The organism is Effusibacillus lacus (assembly GCF_002335525.1).
GTDB classification, from domain to species: Bacteria; Bacillota; Bacilli; order Tumebacillales; family Effusibacillaceae; genus Effusibacillus; species Effusibacillus lacus.
The window spans coordinates 95,695-112,367 of the sequence record NZ_BDUF01000109.1 but is presented as its reverse complement, the minus strand read 5'-3'; the positions used below and the strand labels follow the sequence as shown (position 1 = coordinate 112,367).

The window sequence follows — 16,673 nt, the reverse complement described above, 5'->3', positions numbered from 1 at the left end:
CAGATTCGGAAACTGCATCTTGGGTGTCCCGGATCAAGAAACAAATCAATCCAATAATAATGCAAATTGAACAGACTGTATTGTTCAATCAGGCCAAAGTGTTGTCCGCCTTCCAAAAAGCACAGGTGAGCGATTTTCACTTTGCATCATCCACAGGTTACGGCTATAACGACCGTGGCCGTGAGATCATTGAGCAGATATATGCAGAGGTGTTCTGTGCGGAAGCGTCGCTTGTCCGACCTCATATTGCCTCAGGCACTCATGCGCTGGCATTGGCATTGTTCGGGGTGCTTCGCCCGGGGGATCAACTGCTCTATATTACCGGTTCCCCATACGACACATTGGAAGAGGTTATTGGGGTTCGCGGGGAAAAAGGAGAAGGTTCGCTTCGGGAATTTGGGATTTCTTTTGACTTTGTCCCCTTGCGGGATAACAGGATCGATTACGAAGAAGTGAGCCGCCGCATCACGTCTGAGACGAAGATGATCGGAATTCAAAGGTCATCCGGGTATGCCTGGCGTCCTTCTTTCTCGATAGCGGAAATTCGGGAAATGATTCGGTTTGTCAAAGAGATTAAGTCTGACGTTATAGTCTTGGTTGACAATTGTTACGGAGAGTTTACAGAACAGATTGAACCAGTGGAAGCGGGAGCAGACCTGGTGGCAGGATCTCTTATCAAAAATCCGGGTGGAGGCCTTGCCCACACGGGAGGATACTTGGTTGGAAGGGAGGACCTCATTCACAAAGCAGCTTGCCGTTTAATCGCACCAGGCATAGGTGGTGAGCAGGGAGCCATGCTGGGAATGAACCGGAACCTGTTGCAGGGATTCTTCCTGGCACCCCATGTAGTGGGGGAAGCGCTAAAGGGAGCGGTTTTTGCCGCCGCCGCATTTGAACATGCCGGCCTTGAAACATCCCCACGATGGGATGCATACCGAACGGATATTATCCAAGCGGTTAAATGGGGAAGTAAAGAACGGCTGATTGCCTTTTGCCAAGCGATTCAGGCAGCTGCACCGGTTGATTCTCATGTTAAACCGGAGCCATGGGACATGCCCGGGTATGAGGATCCCGTAATAATGGCAGCTGGAGCGTTTGTTCAGGGTTCTTCGATTGAGCTCTCGGCAGACGGACCCATACGCGAACCGTATATCGGATATATGCAGGGCGGCTTGACATTTGAACATGTTCAACTGGCAGTAATGTCGGTTTTACGAACAATGAAACAACGAAATCTGCTCTAAAATTTTTGTGTAAAGTTTCTTAACACTCGTTGACAACTTAACTTCCCTTTAAATATAATACTACTATCTGAGTGATCTACTACTTGTTTTATCAGACATCGGGGAGGAAAAGGGTCTATGGATCAAGCGACAGTTAAGAAACTTGTGAAAGACAACGGCGTGGAATTCATCATTGTCCAATTCGTTGACGTGTTGGGAAATTTAAAACATTTGGAGCTTCCGATTAGCCAATTGGATAAGGTATTGGACGGGGACATCATGTTCGACGGATCTTCCATTCTGGGATTCGCATCGATTGAAAACTCGGACATGTATTTGAAGCCGGATTTGTCCACGTTTGCCGTGTTGCCATGGTCTGGCGGCAAAGAAGCACGGATCATCTGCGATGTTTATACCGGCGATCAGAAGCCGTTTGCCGGGGATCCGCGCTCTGTACTCAAACGTGCTCTTGAAAAAGCGAAAACTCTTGGATTTGAAGGACTGAATGTCGGTCCGGAACCGGAGTTCTTCTTGTTCCCGTTGGACGAAAAAGGAGAACCGGTTTTCACGCCGCATGACGGCATCGGTTATTTTGATGCAGGCGCACGCGACAAAGGGCAGAAAGTACGTCAGGATATCACTCGTACCCTTCAAGCTCTCGGTTTTGAAGTAGAAGCCCTTCACCACGAGGTGGCTATCGGTCAACACGAAGTTGACTTTAAATTCGGAGATGCATTGCTGACAGCTGACCGCATCGCAACATTCAAATGGGTTGTAAAAGAGATTGCGGCTCAGCACGGATTTTACGCAAGCTTTATGCCGAAACCGATCGCTCGCATTAACGGTTCCGGTATGCATGTGCATCAATCCCTCTATACCACACAGGGCAATGCATTCTATGATGCGAATGATGAGCTCGGTCTCTCCGCCAATGCTCGTCATTACATTGCGGGTATCCTTGCTCATGCACAAGCGTTTGCTGCTGTAACCAACCCGACGATTAACTCTTATAAGCGTTTGGTGCCAGGTTATGAAGCGCCCTGCTACATCGCATGGTCTTGCTCCAACCGTTCGGCTTTGATCCGGATTCCGGCCGCTCGCAAAGCTGCAACCCGTATTGAAGTTCGTTGCCCGGATCCGATGGCAAATCCTTACTTGGCACTTGCTCTCATGCTCGTGTCTGGTTTGGACGGAATTGAGAAGAAACTCCCGCTTGTTCCTGAAGTGAAGGAAAACATTTATCACATGTCGGATAGTATTCGCGCGGAGTATGGCATTGAGGCACTCCCGGCCGATCTGAACGAAGCGCTGAACAACCTGGCACAGGATGAAGTGTTGAAGAACGCGCTTGGCACTCATCTCTATGAATCATATATGTCGCTCAAAAAAGCGGAATGGGATGAGTATCGCCTTGAAGTGCATCCTTGGGAACTCAAGCAGTACAATTAATTAAAAAACAATCGGAAAATTCCCTGACAGCGCACGTCAGGGAATTTTCGTTTTTATGAATGTAATGTACCGTTACATCGTTTGACACATTTCCCGTTATACGAATATAATAAGGATAAACTCTGTGCCACAAGGAGGGGGACAAGATGAGCGACGAACTTCGCCGCAACCTGGCCCTTTTTCCAATCGGGATTGTTCAAAAGTTGACTGAATTAACCCCAAGACAAATCCGCTACTACGAGCAGCATCAATTGATTCAACCTGCAAGGACGGCAGGAAATCAACGGTTGTTTTCCTTTAATGATGTAGAACGGTTGCTTGAGATTAAAAAATTGATTGATCAAGGGCTCAATATGGCCGGAATCAAAAAAATGATGGGAGATCAAGCGGTCCCGACAGAGTTGCCTGTAACAGAAAAAGCTCAGGAAGAAGCCCAAAAGGTTAAAGACCTCACTGACCAAGAACTCCATGATTTGTTGAAAAAAGAGCTGATCCTGCGAGGCCGCCCGGGAATGCCCGGCTCCTTGATACAAGGGGAACTGTCAAGGTTCTTTCATTAAGAAGTAAATTATTCTCATCTTTTTGCGGCATAATAAATGCCGCCTATACATAATAAAGGGGGAAACCGAATTGAAAAACCATTTTACCAAAGATGACATCTTGCGCATGGTCAAGGAAGAGAATGTTCGTTACATCCGGTTGCAGTTCACCGATCTGCTCGGGGTTATCAAGAACGTGGAAGTTCCCGTATCCCAATTGGACAAGGCTCTTGACAACAAGTTGATGTTCGACGGTTCTTCGATTGAAGGGTTTGTTCGGATTGAAGAGTCCGACATGTACCTCTACCCGGATCTCGATACCTGGTTGATCTTCCCTTGGGAAACAGAACACGGTAAAGTGGCCCGCTTGATCTGTGATATTTACATGCCGGATGGCACTCCGTTTGAAGGGGATCCGCGGGGAATTCTCAAGAAAGTGCTGGCAGAGGCAAACGCGATGGGCTTTACTGCGATGAACGTAGGTCCGGAGCCCGAGTTCTTCCTCTTAAAGCTTGACGAGCATGGCAATCCTACCATGGAAGTGAATGACAAAGGCGGATACTTTGACCTGGCACCGCTTGATTTGGGTGAAAACTGCCGCCGCGAAATCGTTCTGACTTTGGAGTCCATGGGCTTTGAAATCGAAGCTTCTCACCATGAAGTCGCTATTGGACAGCATGAAATTGACTTCAAATATTCGGATGCGGTAACTGCAGCCGACAATATCATGACTTTTAAGCTGGTTGTGAAGACCATCGCCCGCAAATACGGATTGCATGCCACATTTATGCCGAAGCCGATTTTTGGCATTAACGGTTCCGGTATGCACTGCCACCAGTCCCTCTTCAAGGGCAAAGAGAATGCATTCTACGATGAAAATGATGAACTCGGTCTTTCCAAGACCGCGAAGCATTATCTGGCGGGAATCCTGGCACATGCCAGAGGCTTTGCGGCTATTACCAACCCGACTGTCAACTCTTACAAGCGTCTGGTTCCCGGTTACGAGGCTCCTTGCTACGTTGCATGGTCTGCGAAGAACCGTTCGCCGTTGGTTCGTATCCCGGCGTCCCGCGGACTGTCGACCCGTATCGAAGTTCGTAACCCTGATCCTGCTTGCAATCCCTACTTGGCACTGGCTGTCATGCTGAAAGCCGGTCTTGATGGCATCAAGAACGAACTTCCGTTGCAGGATGCAGTGAACCGCAACATCTATGTGATGAATGAGGCAGAACGTGAGAAAGCTGGAATTCATTCGCTGCCTGCGTCGCTCAAAGAAGCGGTGGAAGAACTTCTGGCTGATGATGTTATGCGTTCCGCCCTGGGTGAACACGCTTTGACCCATTTCGTGGAAGCCAAACTGATTGAATGGGATATGTTCCGCACAGCAGTGCACGAATGGGAACGTGACCAATACCTGACCACCTACTAATTTATGTAATACAGCGACCCCCCGCCTCAACGAGGTGGGGGGTCGTACTGTGTTGGGCTCTATGAGATGTACCGGAATACGCCAATCACTTTTCCCAGGATCATAACGTTCTTGTAGCGGAGAGGCTCCATTGCCGAATTCTCCGGCTGCAGACGAACGTGATCCGCTTCTTTGTAGAACCGTTTGACCGTCGCTTCATCATCTTCCGTCATTGCCACCACAATTTCGCCATTTCTGGCTGTCTGTTGCTTGCGGACAATCACCAGGTCACCGTCGTGAATCCCCGCTTCAATCATGGAATCCCCTTCCACTGTCAGAAGGAATACCTCCGTATCGCCTACCAGACTCATGGGCAAAGGAAAATAGTCTTCGACATTCTCAACTGCGGTGATGGGACTGCCCGCCGTAACTTTCCCAATAATCGGAGCCATTACTGTTGACGCATTATGTGCGACAACGGGAGTGTCCATATCAAGAATCTCTATTGCTCGGGGCTTCACCGGATCCCGTCGGATAAGACCTTTCTGTTCCAGTCTTGCCAGATGACCGTGTACGGTGGAGCTTGACGCAAGTCCAACCGCATCACCAATCTCCCGGACTGACGGGGGATACCCTTTCTTCCGGACTTCGTCTTTGATGTAGTCCAGAATCTGTTGTTGGCGTTTGGACAACTTCATAATTGAAACTCTCTCCTAACTGTACTAGAAATAGAAACGGTTCATAGACTTTACTAAATGGATTATAACATGATGTGGAAAATAACACAAACATTAGTTCGATTTTTATCTTGACACGAACAAGGGTTCGGGATAATATTAATACAAATAGAACTAACGTTCGATCAAGGGAGCGATTCCATGAAGACAATACATTTCAAAAGGATCAAGCAGAAAGTAAAGGGGGTGGCGATTCTTGGTTCGGCAGTTTTCTTTCTGGTGTTGTCCACGAGCTTCTTGGGGGGAAATGAAGTGTATGGAAGCCACGAAACGGCAGTTGTTGTAGTTCAGCCGGGGGACACTCTGTGGTCGATCGCCAAGACCCACTATCCAGGAAAGGATGTCCACGAGGCCATTCATCACATAAAGAAATCCAACGGACTTTCATCAGCCAAATTACAGATTGGAACGGAGTTGCGACTCTCCGCATTCTGACCCCGCCTAAGATAAGAGAAGGAGGCGTGAATTCAAACTCACGCCTCCTGTCTACTTCCAAACTTGGACTGCAAACAAAGTGATCTGGATCAGCACCAAGACAAATTTGACCATGATACCCAACAGAAAACCGATTAAGGAAGCGACAGCCACTCTCGCTATTTGACCGGCTTGCCGCATCTGGATCAACTCTCCGATAATGGCTCCCAGGACAGGGCCCGCAAGAATTCCGATAGGACCCAGCAAGAGAGGTCCTATGATCAACCCAAGAGTCGTTCCCCATATCGCCTGTTTGGACCCTCCGACACGTTTGATACCCAATACGCTGGCCACCCAATCGGTCAGAAAATTTAAAGCGATCAGCACAGCTTGCACAATCCAAAACCAAAGCGGGAAGGCGGCCCAACCTTCCATTGCACCGTAGACCAGTATCCCAGCCAACACAAACAGGGTGCCAGGCAAGATCGGATACAGCGTAAACAAGACCCCTGCCACAAACAGGAAGATTGCAAGTGTTAAAACCACCATTTGTACCTCCATTTTTTCTATATATACAGACGGGATTGTCTGTATAATGAATGTATCATACATCGGTAATGCTAGCAGGCCTGAACTGGCAGGGGGTCAGTCATCAGTGAGAATGATTCGGGTGCTATTGTTGCTATTGGCTGTGGTCTTTCTTTCATCTTCTTTCTATGTATCGCGGCAGGTTTTCTCGTATTTCCAACCAGTATCGGCTGACGGGACATTTGTTCTTCTGAGACTGGAAGACGTGGGACCTGGCGGATCCTATGGAACCTTGGAGGGGTTGGGAAAGCTGCGGGCCGTCCTTGAATATCTGCAACAAGAAAACGTTCCTTACCATGTTACTGTTGTGTCGAGGTGGATCAGTATTTCCGAGCAGGGTGAATGGGTGGAGGCAGGTATTGATACCCCAACTCCTCTGACAGAATCCTTTGTTCAGCTTCTGCGCCGGGTTCAGTCCAACGGAGCCATACTGGGAATGCACGGTTATACCCATCAATATGGGCATGTCCCGAGGGCGGACAATCATCACAAATCGGGATTTGCAAACGAATTCAATGTGCCAGGGGAACCCTTTTCCGAAACTCCGGAATATGCACAAGAGAGGATCGAAAAAAGCCTTCAGGCTTTCAAACAAAATGGTTTGAAACCGGCCTTCTGGGAATCCCCTCATTATAATTCTAGTGTTTTCCAGCAACAGGTGTTTCGTTCTTATATGGGAATTATTTATGAACCGCATAAACGCCATTTGCGATCTTTGCGGGATATTGTCTATGTGGAAGAGGAGAACGAGTGGAAAGCAGCCAGCAGTGGAGCCGTTTATATTCCGGCACCACTTCGGTATATAGACACACCGGAGCTCGTAGATCAGATTCTGACGAAGCTAAACGGATATGATGGTCTTGCAAGCTTGTATTACCATCCTTATTTGGAATTTCCTTACCTGGAACCGGTTGTCAATGACGGACAGGCGGTTTCGGAGGACGGTTTACCCGTTTTTCGATACAAATCCGATACGAAGTCTCCACTGCATAAACTGGTTGAAGGTGTGAGGAGTTTAAAGCACTATCGGTTCGGAACGATTCACGACGTGGTTCCTTTCTCACCTGCACACCGAATCCATATGTCCCCCAATACGGGGAAAAAAGATTTGTTGTCAGGTGATGTAAACGGGGACTGCTTGGACGATTGGATCTCAGTAGATCAAAACAGTCAGACTGTCAGCGTAACATTATCGAATCTTGACTGGCCGCGAAATCACAAGACCTTAGCACCGGAAATTTGGCTGCAGCATGGATTCTTGAAGAACACTGGCACAACGCTCGCAATTGATGTGGACCAGGATAAACGAGCGGATATTTTGCAAATAGGAATTGATGGGGTTCAAATCTTTCGATCAGAGGGAGACCGTTTTCAAAGCAATCCACAAACGGTCATATTTCCGGATGCAGTGAGGGATATGCTCAGCGGCAAACACCCCAATTCGGTCTTCTGGAGAGTCGGCAAACAGAAATCGGGAAAGCCTGTTTTACTCCTATGGGATCAGGAGAATCACAAAGGTCTGACCTTTGAATTGGAGAAGAATCATTTGATCGAAAAAGCAACATTCCCGATTCCGCCAATTCCTCCTGATGAGCAAAACCAGGTGTTTCTTGGTGACGTTACGGGGGATGGCCTAACAGATATAATCATCCATAATGACACCAGCAACCAGACATGGGTCATGCAAGGAGAAAATGACAGCTACGGAAAAGCGGAAGTCTGGTACGAGACCCAACACGGCAACCTGGTGGCAATAGCCGATTTTAACGGCGATGGATTAAGCGACTTGTTGTTTCATGATCAAGCCAAAGCATTATGGCAAACCGTGCATTCCACGGGTTCTCAATTTGCAAAGATGCCAGCGTCATTTGGCCCATGGGGCCGCGTGGAGGCCGGGATTCCGATGGTAGGGGATTGGGACGGGAACGGCAAAGCAGATATTGGCATGTACCACCCCTTCAAGGGAATTCTGGATGTATCCTTGTCTTTTCAGGATTGAAAGATTGGGCGTTTTCCGTTAGATTCCAGATAGAGGTGAGAAAATATGTCAACAGAAGAACATCGTAAAGAAGCGCCAAAGACAGTATCCTGCATGGTCATCACAGTTAGTGACACACGTACCGAAGAAACTGACAAAAGCGGGCAACTGATGATCCAACTGCTGAAAGAGAACGGCTACCAAGTTGTCGATTACCGAATAGTAAAGGATGATTATGAATCCATTCGCAACCTGATCGCGGAAGGAGCGGCCAACCCGGAAGTTGAAGCAATCCTTCTTAACGGGGGTACTGGAATTACTGACCGTGACACCACTTATGAAGCGGTCGATTCGATGTTGGAGAAGAAAATGCCAGGGTTTGGCGAGATTTTCCGTTATCTTAGTTTTACGGAAGATATCGGACCGGCAGCCATACTCAGCCGGGCAATTGCCGGGGTGTGCAAAGGAACAGCCGTCTTTTCGACCCCTGGTTCCACGGGAGCGGTCAAGCTGGCCATGACTCGCATCATTGTCCCGGAGCTTGCCCATGTCATGCGGGAAATCTACAAAGACAAGATAAAATGACCTACGAGCAAAAAGTTCTCACCGAACTGGCCCAGTGGGAAGCCGAAATGACGGAGGAACCCTGGCTGTTGGAAAAGCTGTCTAGGAAGGTACAGCGGCGGGTAGACAAATGGATTCCCGAGAAAATCCACCAAACTTTCGCAAAAGCGATGGAAACCGCAGTGAAAAGTGTTATGGCTGGAATTGAGATGCTTCCGTTCTCGGAAAGCAAGCTTCGGCAGTATCAGAATCTTTCTCTTGTGGAAAAGGATTTTTACTTTAAAGATTTGTTGTCCCGGTACAAAAAAATTGCGGCGGCAGAGGGGATCGGTACCGGTGCTGGCGGTATCCTTCTGGCGGCCGTAGACTACCCGGCCTTGTTGACGATTAAACTGAAGTTTCTTTCGGAAACGGCACAGATTTATGGGTACGATATTCGGGTATTTGCCGAGAGGTTGTTTTTGCTGAAAGTTTTTCAACTGGCTTTTTCAGGTGACCTCAGCAGACAACGAGTGTTTCAGCAGATTCGGGACTGGGACGGGGAGAAGCAGCTTTTCCTTGCAGACATTGGCGTGGAAGGTGCGGTTAGCTGGAGAGAATTCTATACGGAGTACAGAGAAAGCATCGAATTCAAAAAGTTGCTTTCCTTTATTCCTTTGGTAGGAGCCGCTGTCAACGGTTGGGCCAACTTCTCCCTGCTTGATGAGCTCGGAATTACTGCGAGCAACTCCTATCGAATGAGAATCCTAAAGCAAAAGACCGGTTAGGAAACCGGTCTTTTGTTTTCCTCGATCTAGGATGCGTTTGTAGATTCAGCTTGCGAGGACATCCCTTTGGATTCTTCTTCCTGCAGGGCCCTTTTAAGAACTTTACCGACCATCGTTTTGGGCAGTTCTTTGCGGAACTCGTACAAGCGGGGAACTTTGTAAGCGGACAGCCTCTCCCGGCAGAAAGAATTCAACTCCGATTCGGAAACGCTGTGCCCTTCCTTCAGAACGATAAAAGCCTTCACCGTTTCACCACGGTAAGGATCAGGTACACCGATAACGGCCGCCTCGAGAATGGCAGGATGTTCGAACAACACTTCTTCCACTTCGCGCGGATAGATGTTAAACCCGCCTGCGATAATCATATTCTTCTTGCGGTCAACGATGTAGAAGTAGCCTTCCTCATCGACAGTGGCGATGTCGCCGGTCAATAACCAGCCGTCTTTTAACACTTCGGCCGTTTCGGAAGGACGGTTCCAATATCCCTTCATCACCTGGGGACCTTTTACAATCAATTCTCCCGGTTTTCCCCGTTCAACTTCTTGTAATGTTTCAGGATCTACAATTTTGCAAATTGTATCCGGCCAAGGCAAACCGATGGAACCGTTTTTGCGGCCTCCCCAAATCGGGTTGCAATGGGTAACGGGTGAAGCTTCTGTTAAACCATACCCTTCAACCAGTCTGCCGCCAGTTATCTCTTCAAATCGCTCCTGAACCTCGACAGGGAGGGGGGCGGACCCGCTGATGCAAGCTTCAATGGAAGACAGGTCGTATTTCTTGAGGTCCGGGTGATTGAGCAATGCAATGTACATGGTCGGTGCACCCGGGAACATGGTCGGTCGTTCTTTTTCAATGGTTTGCAGCACATCAGCAGGTTGGAATCTCGGGAGCAGAATCATCTTGGCTCCCAACATAATGGCCAGGTTCATGCCTACCGTCATGCCGTAAACATGGAAGAAAGGAAGCACACTTAGCATGGTTTCCTTTCCGGGTTGGCACTTCCAACACCACTTCATTGCCTGGTACGTGTTTGAAACAAGATTTTCGTGCGTCAGCATAACTCCTTTTGACAATCCGGTTGTTCCGCCCGTGTACTGAAGGAGGGCGAGATCTTCCGAGAAATCGATGTCCTCTTTAACAGGGGTCGCAGAAGAACTTTTAATCAGGTTTTTAAATGGCAGGACGTTGCTGCTATAGGAAACTTCCACATATTGTCCTTCTTTTCGGGCCTTGAGAGGGTACAACAGATTCTTCGGAAAGGGCAAGTAATCTTTGATGCTGGTTACGATTATTTTCTCTACCGGCGTTCCTTTGATAGCGTTGATCACTTTCGGGTAGATCAAATCCAGGCACACAAGGATTTGAGGACCGGAGTCAGCTGCTTGATGATGAATCTCTCTTTCCATATACATGGGATTAAACTGCACCACAACTGCACCTATCAGCAAAGCTCCGTAGTAGGCAATTATACTCTGCGGAGAATTGGGCAGGATAATTCCTATACGGTCTCCTTTCTTAACGCCCAAGGACTTTAAAGCATTGCCGAAACGGTAAGATTGTTCAAGAAGTTGTCTGTATGAAAGCGTTTTCCCAAGAAACGAGACAGCTGTTTGATTTGGGTATAAAGAAGCGGATTGCTCTAAAAAATGGCCAAGCGATTGTTTGGGATAATCAAGAGATAAAGGAACTTCGCCGGGATAGTGGTTTGCCCATGGTGTACCTGTCATTTGAATCCCTTCTTTCAAAATGTCTAATCTATTAATGTAAATCGTAGCATAGCCCGACTGGTCGGTCAAATATTTATTTAATTCGGGAAACGCTCCCGCCTGAACCTTCGAAATATTGGAATATAAGTAAATTTAGCCTGTACTGGCAGGATTTTCGTTGGTTTGACCGAATATATTACATACTTCTCTTTGAAAGGGTGTTAATGGTTGAACAAGAATGATTTGATTACCGCAGTGGCAGAGAAAGCATCTTTGAAGAAAGTGGAGGCTGAGAAAGCGGTCAATGCGATCCTTGAATCCATTGGGGAAGCATTGAAAAGCGGAGAAAAAGTTCAATTGATCGGTTTCGGAACTTTCGAGACCCGTGAGCGCGCAGAGCGTACCGGTCGCAATCCGCAAACCGGCAAGGAGATCAAGATTCCGGCTTCCAAAGTTCCCGCATTCAAACCGGGCAATGGCTTGAAGGATCTTGTAAAATAATTGGATTTCATAGAACTACATACATACGCATTCCTTATGGGGTGCGTATTTCATTTTTTCCGGGAAGCGGATAGGATCTTTGTCTTGAGAGAAAATGAAAAAAACCATTCTTAAGGAATGAACGGGATGCTGCTGTTTGATACTGAAAGCAATGAAATCCGTAACATCGAACCAAACGGGCCAATCGGTGACAAGGAAGTGGCCTGGATCCATTTTGAAGGCCATCAGGTAGAGCAGACTTATGAGTTTATAAAGAACTATCTCCGTCCCCACAAACTTGCATTTATAAATCTGTTCAGGAACAATTACCAACCCAAGTTTCACCAGTATAAAGACCATGCCTTTATGACCCTCTTCGGGATCACCGGATTGTTTGATCTTAAGGAAATCAACATTCTCATCGGGGAAAATTTCGTTCTGACATCTGTTCAAGAGCCGATGCCATTATTCAAGGACATAAAGGAAGGTTTTCTGGGCAAACCGCAGAACATGGCCCACTCCGGCCATGTCTTGTATCATATATTGGATGAACTGGCTGAGAATCACCTCCACCAGGCAGATAAGATTTCTGGGGAGATCCAGTCGATTGCCAAGCAAGTGTTCGACAACCCTTTTTCAAACGATATTGGTCACAAAATCTTTGAGTGGAGGAGCCGACTTCATATCGTTCGCAAGTGTGTCGAGGAAGAAGTGGAACTCGTTCGTCAGATAAGCCGTTCAGATCTGCCCTTCATTAATGAGGAGTCAGGCTTTTACTTTCAAGATCTGGAAGACGATTTTACAAGGGTATTGAATGCGTTTGAGGCGTTTCAGGACCAAATGCTTGGAATCATTGATTTGCAAACTTCGCTTAAAGCGGATCATATGAACTCAATCATGAAGACTTTGACCATGGTGAGTGTCATATTTATTCCGATTACGTTCCTAGCCGGAATTTATGGCATGAACTTCGAAGAGATGCCGGAACTGAAGTGGAAGTATGGGTATCCAGCCCTATGGCTTGTGTTGTTGACAATTGCTTCCGTGACCATCGGATACTTTAGAAAAAGACGATGGTGGTGAACATAATATTATTATGGTTAATGTGGTGGCGTGATGGTTGCCAAATACAGAATCCGTGAATGTCTGCAGCATTGTGAAGGGATCTACAATGATATTCAAACTGCAATGGATCAGGTGCACGACCACATGGCAAAACAACGGTTGGAAAGTGCCATGACCGATATGGAAGTCTGTATCAATGATTGCCGTAGCGCATTGGACAACGTGTAAGAGATAGCACAAATGGAGGTGCAAATTGGTACGATCCTAAAAAGCACGAGCTGTTTTAACGTAACCGTATTTTGGCAATAATGATATGAAAAGTACGACAAGGTGATCGCTATGGGCGACAGGAAGAAAATCTTGAAACAACTGCCAAGCAAGAATCCACAAAACCAAACCCTGCTCTCCGGAGATTTGAATGAAAATCTAAAACGGCTCCAAGACATTTATGCGGATTGTTCCGACGTCATTTTTCATGACTTTTTGATCGGCGATCAAACAAAAGCCGTGCTTATTTACATCGATGGCCTTACCAATGTCGAAGAGGTCGACCAGCATGTTCTGGCGCCGCTTCTGCAGGATTTCGCCTTGGAACACACCCTTCCGAACATTCGTAAAAAAATTGCCGTATCGTCCATAAAACCTGTTCAAACCTTCACGGATGTCATTGAAGAAATATCCAACGGGAATCCCGTCCTGCTTATGAATCGGGAAAATCAAGGATTGTCGATCGGGTTGTCGAAGTGGGAAAAACGCAGTATTGAGGAACCAATGGCCGAATCTGTTTTACGAGGTCCAAGGGAAGGATTCATCGAAACGCTGCGAACCAACACTTCTTTGCTGCGGCGGAAATTAAGAAGTCCGAACCTGAAAATCAAATCCATAAACATCGGGACCTATTCCAGAACTCAGATCGCCATAGCCTACATCGAGGGAATTGCGGATCCCGCTTTAGTGGAAGAAATGACAAATCGGTTACAGCGGATTGAGATCGACGGTGTCTTGGAAAGCGCCTACATCGAGGAATTGATTGAAGACAATCCATATTCCCCTTTCCCTCAACTTCTGTCGACGGAACGTCCGGATGTTGCAAGCGCATATTTGCTGGAAGGGCATGTCGTGGTGGTAGTCGACGGAACCCCCAGTGTGCTGATAGCTCCGGTGACGTTTTTTTCTTTGATGCAATCACCGGCAGATTACTACGAACGATACTTCGTCGGCACCGCAATCCGTTGGCTGCGTTACCTGTTTTTTTCCGTTTCTTTGCTGGGGCCGTCACTTTATGTCGCCGTGGTTACGTTTCATCAGGAAATGATTCCGGGCCCCCTTTTGCAAACAATGGCGAAGTCACGAGAACTGATTCCATTTCCTGCGCTTGTGGAGGCCTTACTGATGGAAACCGTGTTTGAAGCGCTGCGCGAGGCCGGAGCCAGACTTCCCAAGCAAATAGGGTCAGCCGTAAGTATTGTTGGAGCGCTTGTGATTGGGCAAGCGGCGATTGCAGCCGGTATCGTATCCGCGCCGATGGTCATGGTGGTGGCCATTACGGGAATCGCTTCGTTTATGGCTCCCCGGTTCACCGTTGGAATTGCCATAAGGCTCCTTCGATTTCCAATGATGTTCCTTGCGGGCTTCCTGGGGTTTCTTGGGTTGATATTGGGTGTGATTGTGATTTTGAATCATCTTCTCGCTCTTCGTTCTTTTGGGGTCCCCTACATGTCGCCATTGGCCCCTATGAAAGGGCGCGACATGAAAGACGTGCTTTTCCGGGCGCCAAGATGGGCATTGAACATGCGTCCTCATTTGTCCGGAGAATGGAACCGATATCGGCAGGCCCCCGGGCAACAACCAGGTCCAACAAAAAGGGATGAAGATGGATAATTAAAAGGGGAATTTCATGGAACCGACAAAACGAAAAACCGTTCTTGTCCTTTTTTTCCTTTCGATCCAGGCACTGCTGCTCTCCGGTTGCTGGGACCGAACAGAAATCAACGATCTGTCTATCATTACAGCGATTGGTTTGGATGCAACGGACGATCATAAACTTGAACTATCCGTAAACATATTTGTTAACAATCCGTCAGGCGGTCAACGGATGGGAGAAATGTCCTCCGCCGATGGCGGGGAGGGCGGACAATCTGTCGTTCGGTCTGCGGCAGGGGTCACCATGGCGGATGCGACATCCAAATTGCAGAAGTTGATACCTCGCAAAGTGTTTTGGGGGCAAGCCGAGGTGATCGTTTTTGGAGAACGGTTGGCCAAACAGGGCTTAGCCGAACCGATGGAATATTTGACACGGCACCCCACCCCGAGGGAACACGCCTACGTATTCGTCAGCAAAGGATTGGCGAAAGATGTGCTTCTACTTCAGCCCCCTATTGAACGAACTGTCGCAGATGTGCTGCGGGAGATGGCCAAGTCCCAAACCGGGCTGAATATCACGATGAAAGAGTTGGCGCAAATGATGGCCGGTAAAGCCAATGCGGCCGTTATCCCTTGGGTGGAAATCAAGCCAAAACAAGAACGTCAAGAATCGTTTCCGTTTATTACCGGAACGGCGATTGTAAAGAACGGTAAATTGGTCGGTCGCATGAACGATCACACAACCAGAGGGATCATGTGGTTGAGAAACGAAATAAAAAGTGCCACCGTGACCGTTTCCCCAAAAGACGATAAAGGATATGTTTCCCTCTATATGCTAAGAAGTAATACGAAATTGGTTCCACATATTGAAGGCGACAACTGGAGCATCACCGTCAAAATTGAAACCCAGGACGATATCGTTGAAAATACAACGAACTTGAATCTCATGGAACCGGAGCATATCCAGGAGTTGGAGAATGAACTGCGAACCGATATTGAAAATCGTGTGAAGGCGGCCCTGACGGAAGCACAGAAAAAAATGAACGCCGACATTTTCAATTTTGCCGATGCTTTTTACCGCAAATATCCAAAAGAGTGGAAGCAAGTAAAAGATCGCTGGCATGAGATCTACCCGAAAGTGGAAGTCAAGCTGGAGACGAATCCCAAAGTTATCAGACCGGGAATGACAGGGAAAAGCCTTTTTAAGCCGGAACAGAGGTGATCCAGGAAGGAAAGAAATAAACCGCCGATAGGAGTGCATAAGAAGGATGATCGAAAAAGGGAAAATTTCTGCTTTGCAATCGGCAATGATGATGTATTTGGCAATCACCCCTACAGCGATTCTCACCACACCGTCGATAACGTACGAATATGCGAAACAAGATCTATGGATTTCGCCGATTTGGGCCTTGAGCGGATTGATTACCGTATATATCGCTTTTCGACTCCATGACATGTATCCGGGTCAGAATATCGTCCAGGCAAGCGAACGAATCGTGGGCCGGTTCCCCGGAAAAATGATCGGGTTCATCATGCTCTTCCTCTATCTGCATCTCAACGGAATTGTCATTCGAGAATACGGAGAATTCTTGGTCGGGTCCTTTCTGCAACGGACCCCGCTCATCGTGGTGACAAGCAGCATGGTGCTGGTGTGTGCATTAGCCGTACGCGGAGGCGTGGAAATCGTGGGGAGATTTGCCCAACTTTTCCTGCCCGCTTTTGGGGCTCTATTCCTGTTAATCATTATACCGATCATTCCTGAACTGCGTCCGTCGAATATGCTTCCAATAATGGAAGGAGGGGTTATGCCTTCTATCTCGGGTGCGGGCATTCTGCAAACCTGGTATAGCGAATTTATCACCGTATCATTTCTTCTCCCCTTTGTAACCGAT

The 16,673-nt window shown here is 47.6% G+C and carries 17 protein-coding genes; 14 read left to right on the top strand and 3 right to left on the bottom strand.

The annotated features are described in order from the left end of the window. Positions 1 to 59 precede the first annotated feature (59 nt). From EFBL_RS18420 to glnA (EFBL_RS18405), 4 genes are all read left to right on the top strand, one after another. Positions 60 to 1,244, top strand: a complete 1,185-nt coding sequence (locus tag EFBL_RS18420) for a methionine gamma-lyase family protein (RefSeq protein WP_231705901.1) — start codon at positions 60 to 62, stop codon at positions 1,242 to 1,244. Between the two features lie 117 nt (positions 1,245 to 1,361). Further along, positions 1,362 to 2,672: a type I glutamate--ammonia ligase gene (gene glnA / locus EFBL_RS18415; RefSeq protein ID WP_096183887.1), complete on the top strand. Its 1,311-nt coding sequence runs from the start codon at positions 1,362 to 1,364 to the stop codon at positions 2,670 to 2,672. Positions 2,673 to 2,818: 146 nt separating this feature from the next. Further along, a complete protein-coding gene (locus EFBL_RS18410) occupies positions 2,819 to 3,232 on the top strand; it encodes a MerR family transcriptional regulator (RefSeq protein WP_096183885.1) in 414 nt (137 codons plus the stop codon). Between the two features lie 106 nt (positions 3,233 to 3,338). Then, the gene (gene glnA / locus EFBL_RS18405) at positions 3,339 to 4,640 is read left to right on the top strand and encodes a type I glutamate--ammonia ligase (protein ID WP_096184197.1); all 1,302 of its coding nucleotides are present in this window, start codon (positions 3,339 to 3,341) and stop codon (positions 4,638 to 4,640) included. A 59-nt stretch (positions 4,641 to 4,699) separates the two neighbouring features. Here the strand turns inward: glnA (EFBL_RS18405) and lexA are convergent, their stop codons facing one another. After that, a complete protein-coding gene (lexA, locus tag EFBL_RS18400; RefSeq protein WP_096183883.1) occupies positions 4,700 to 5,320 on the bottom strand; it encodes a transcriptional repressor LexA in 621 nt (206 codons plus the stop codon). A gap of 177 nt (positions 5,321 to 5,497) precedes the next feature. Here lexA and EFBL_RS18395 point away from each other — a divergent pair, with 177 nt between their 5' ends. Next, entirely contained in the window at positions 5,498 to 5,791 is a 294-nt protein-coding gene (locus tag EFBL_RS18395; protein ID WP_096183881.1) for a LysM peptidoglycan-binding domain-containing protein, read from the top strand. 51 nt (positions 5,792 to 5,842) lie between these two features. Here EFBL_RS18395 and EFBL_RS18390 read toward each other — a convergent pair whose 3' ends face one another. Then, complete coding sequence (locus tag EFBL_RS18390) at positions 5,843 to 6,319, bottom strand: DUF456 domain-containing protein (RefSeq protein ID WP_165912478.1); 477 nt, start codon at positions 6,317 to 6,319, stop codon at positions 5,843 to 5,845. Positions 6,320 to 6,431: 112 nt separating this feature from the next. Here EFBL_RS18390 and EFBL_RS18385 point away from each other — a divergent pair, with 112 nt between their 5' ends. From EFBL_RS18385 to EFBL_RS18375, 3 genes are read left to right on the top strand one after another with little or no spacing between them, the layout of a single operon-like run. Next, entirely contained in the window at positions 6,432 to 8,357 is a 1,926-nt protein-coding gene (locus tag EFBL_RS18385; protein ID WP_231705900.1) for a DUF2334 domain-containing protein, read from the top strand. Positions 8,358 to 8,402: 45 nt separating this feature from the next. Further along, on the top strand, positions 8,403 to 8,921 hold the full coding sequence (locus tag EFBL_RS18380) for a MogA/MoaB family molybdenum cofactor biosynthesis protein (protein WP_096183875.1): 519 nt from the start codon (positions 8,403 to 8,405) through the stop codon (positions 8,919 to 8,921). Continuing rightward, entirely contained in the window at positions 8,918 to 9,667 is a 750-nt protein-coding gene (locus EFBL_RS18375; RefSeq protein WP_096183873.1) for an EcsC family protein, read from the top strand. The genes EFBL_RS18380 and EFBL_RS18375 overlap by 4 nt, the downstream gene beginning before the upstream one ends. 26 nt (positions 9,668 to 9,693) lie before the next feature. Here the strand turns inward: EFBL_RS18375 and EFBL_RS18370 are convergent, their stop codons facing one another. Next, positions 9,694 to 11,394, bottom strand: a complete 1,701-nt coding sequence (locus EFBL_RS18370; RefSeq protein WP_096183871.1) for a long-chain-fatty-acid--CoA ligase — start codon at positions 11,392 to 11,394, stop codon at positions 9,694 to 9,696. Between the two features lie 207 nt (positions 11,395 to 11,601). On the opposite strand from EFBL_RS18370, the gene hbs reads away from it, so the two are divergent. The 6 genes from hbs to EFBL_RS21545 all read left to right on the top strand — a co-directional run. Continuing rightward, positions 11,602 to 11,874 carry a non-specific DNA-binding protein Hbs gene (hbs, locus tag EFBL_RS18365; protein WP_096183869.1) on the top strand — a complete coding sequence of 91 codons (273 nt, stop codon included), beginning with the start codon at positions 11,602 to 11,604 and terminating at the stop codon, positions 11,872 to 11,874. Between the two features lie 126 nt (positions 11,875 to 12,000). After that, positions 12,001 to 12,936, top strand: a complete 936-nt coding sequence (locus EFBL_RS18360; protein WP_165912480.1) for a magnesium transporter CorA family protein — start codon at positions 12,001 to 12,003, stop codon at positions 12,934 to 12,936. Between the two features lie 33 nt (positions 12,937 to 12,969). Continuing rightward, positions 12,970 to 13,146, top strand: coding sequence for a hypothetical protein (locus EFBL_RS20775; protein ID WP_165912481.1), 177 nt, complete (start codon positions 12,970 to 12,972; stop codon positions 13,144 to 13,146). A gap of 111 nt (positions 13,147 to 13,257) precedes the next feature. Next, the gene (locus EFBL_RS18355) at positions 13,258 to 14,799 is read left to right on the top strand and encodes a spore germination protein (protein WP_096183865.1); all 1,542 of its coding nucleotides are present in this window, start codon (positions 13,258 to 13,260) and stop codon (positions 14,797 to 14,799) included. 16 nt (positions 14,800 to 14,815) lie between these two features. Continuing rightward, positions 14,816 to 16,003 carry a Ger(x)C family spore germination protein gene (locus tag EFBL_RS18350; RefSeq protein ID WP_096183863.1) on the top strand — a complete coding sequence of 396 codons (1,188 nt, stop codon included), beginning with the start codon at positions 14,816 to 14,818 and terminating at the stop codon, positions 16,001 to 16,003. A 46-nt stretch (positions 16,004 to 16,049) separates the two neighbouring features. After that, positions 16,050 to 16,673 (top strand): GerAB/ArcD/ProY family transporter (locus EFBL_RS21545; RefSeq protein ID WP_231705882.1); only part of this gene is annotated, 624 nt, incomplete at its 3' end.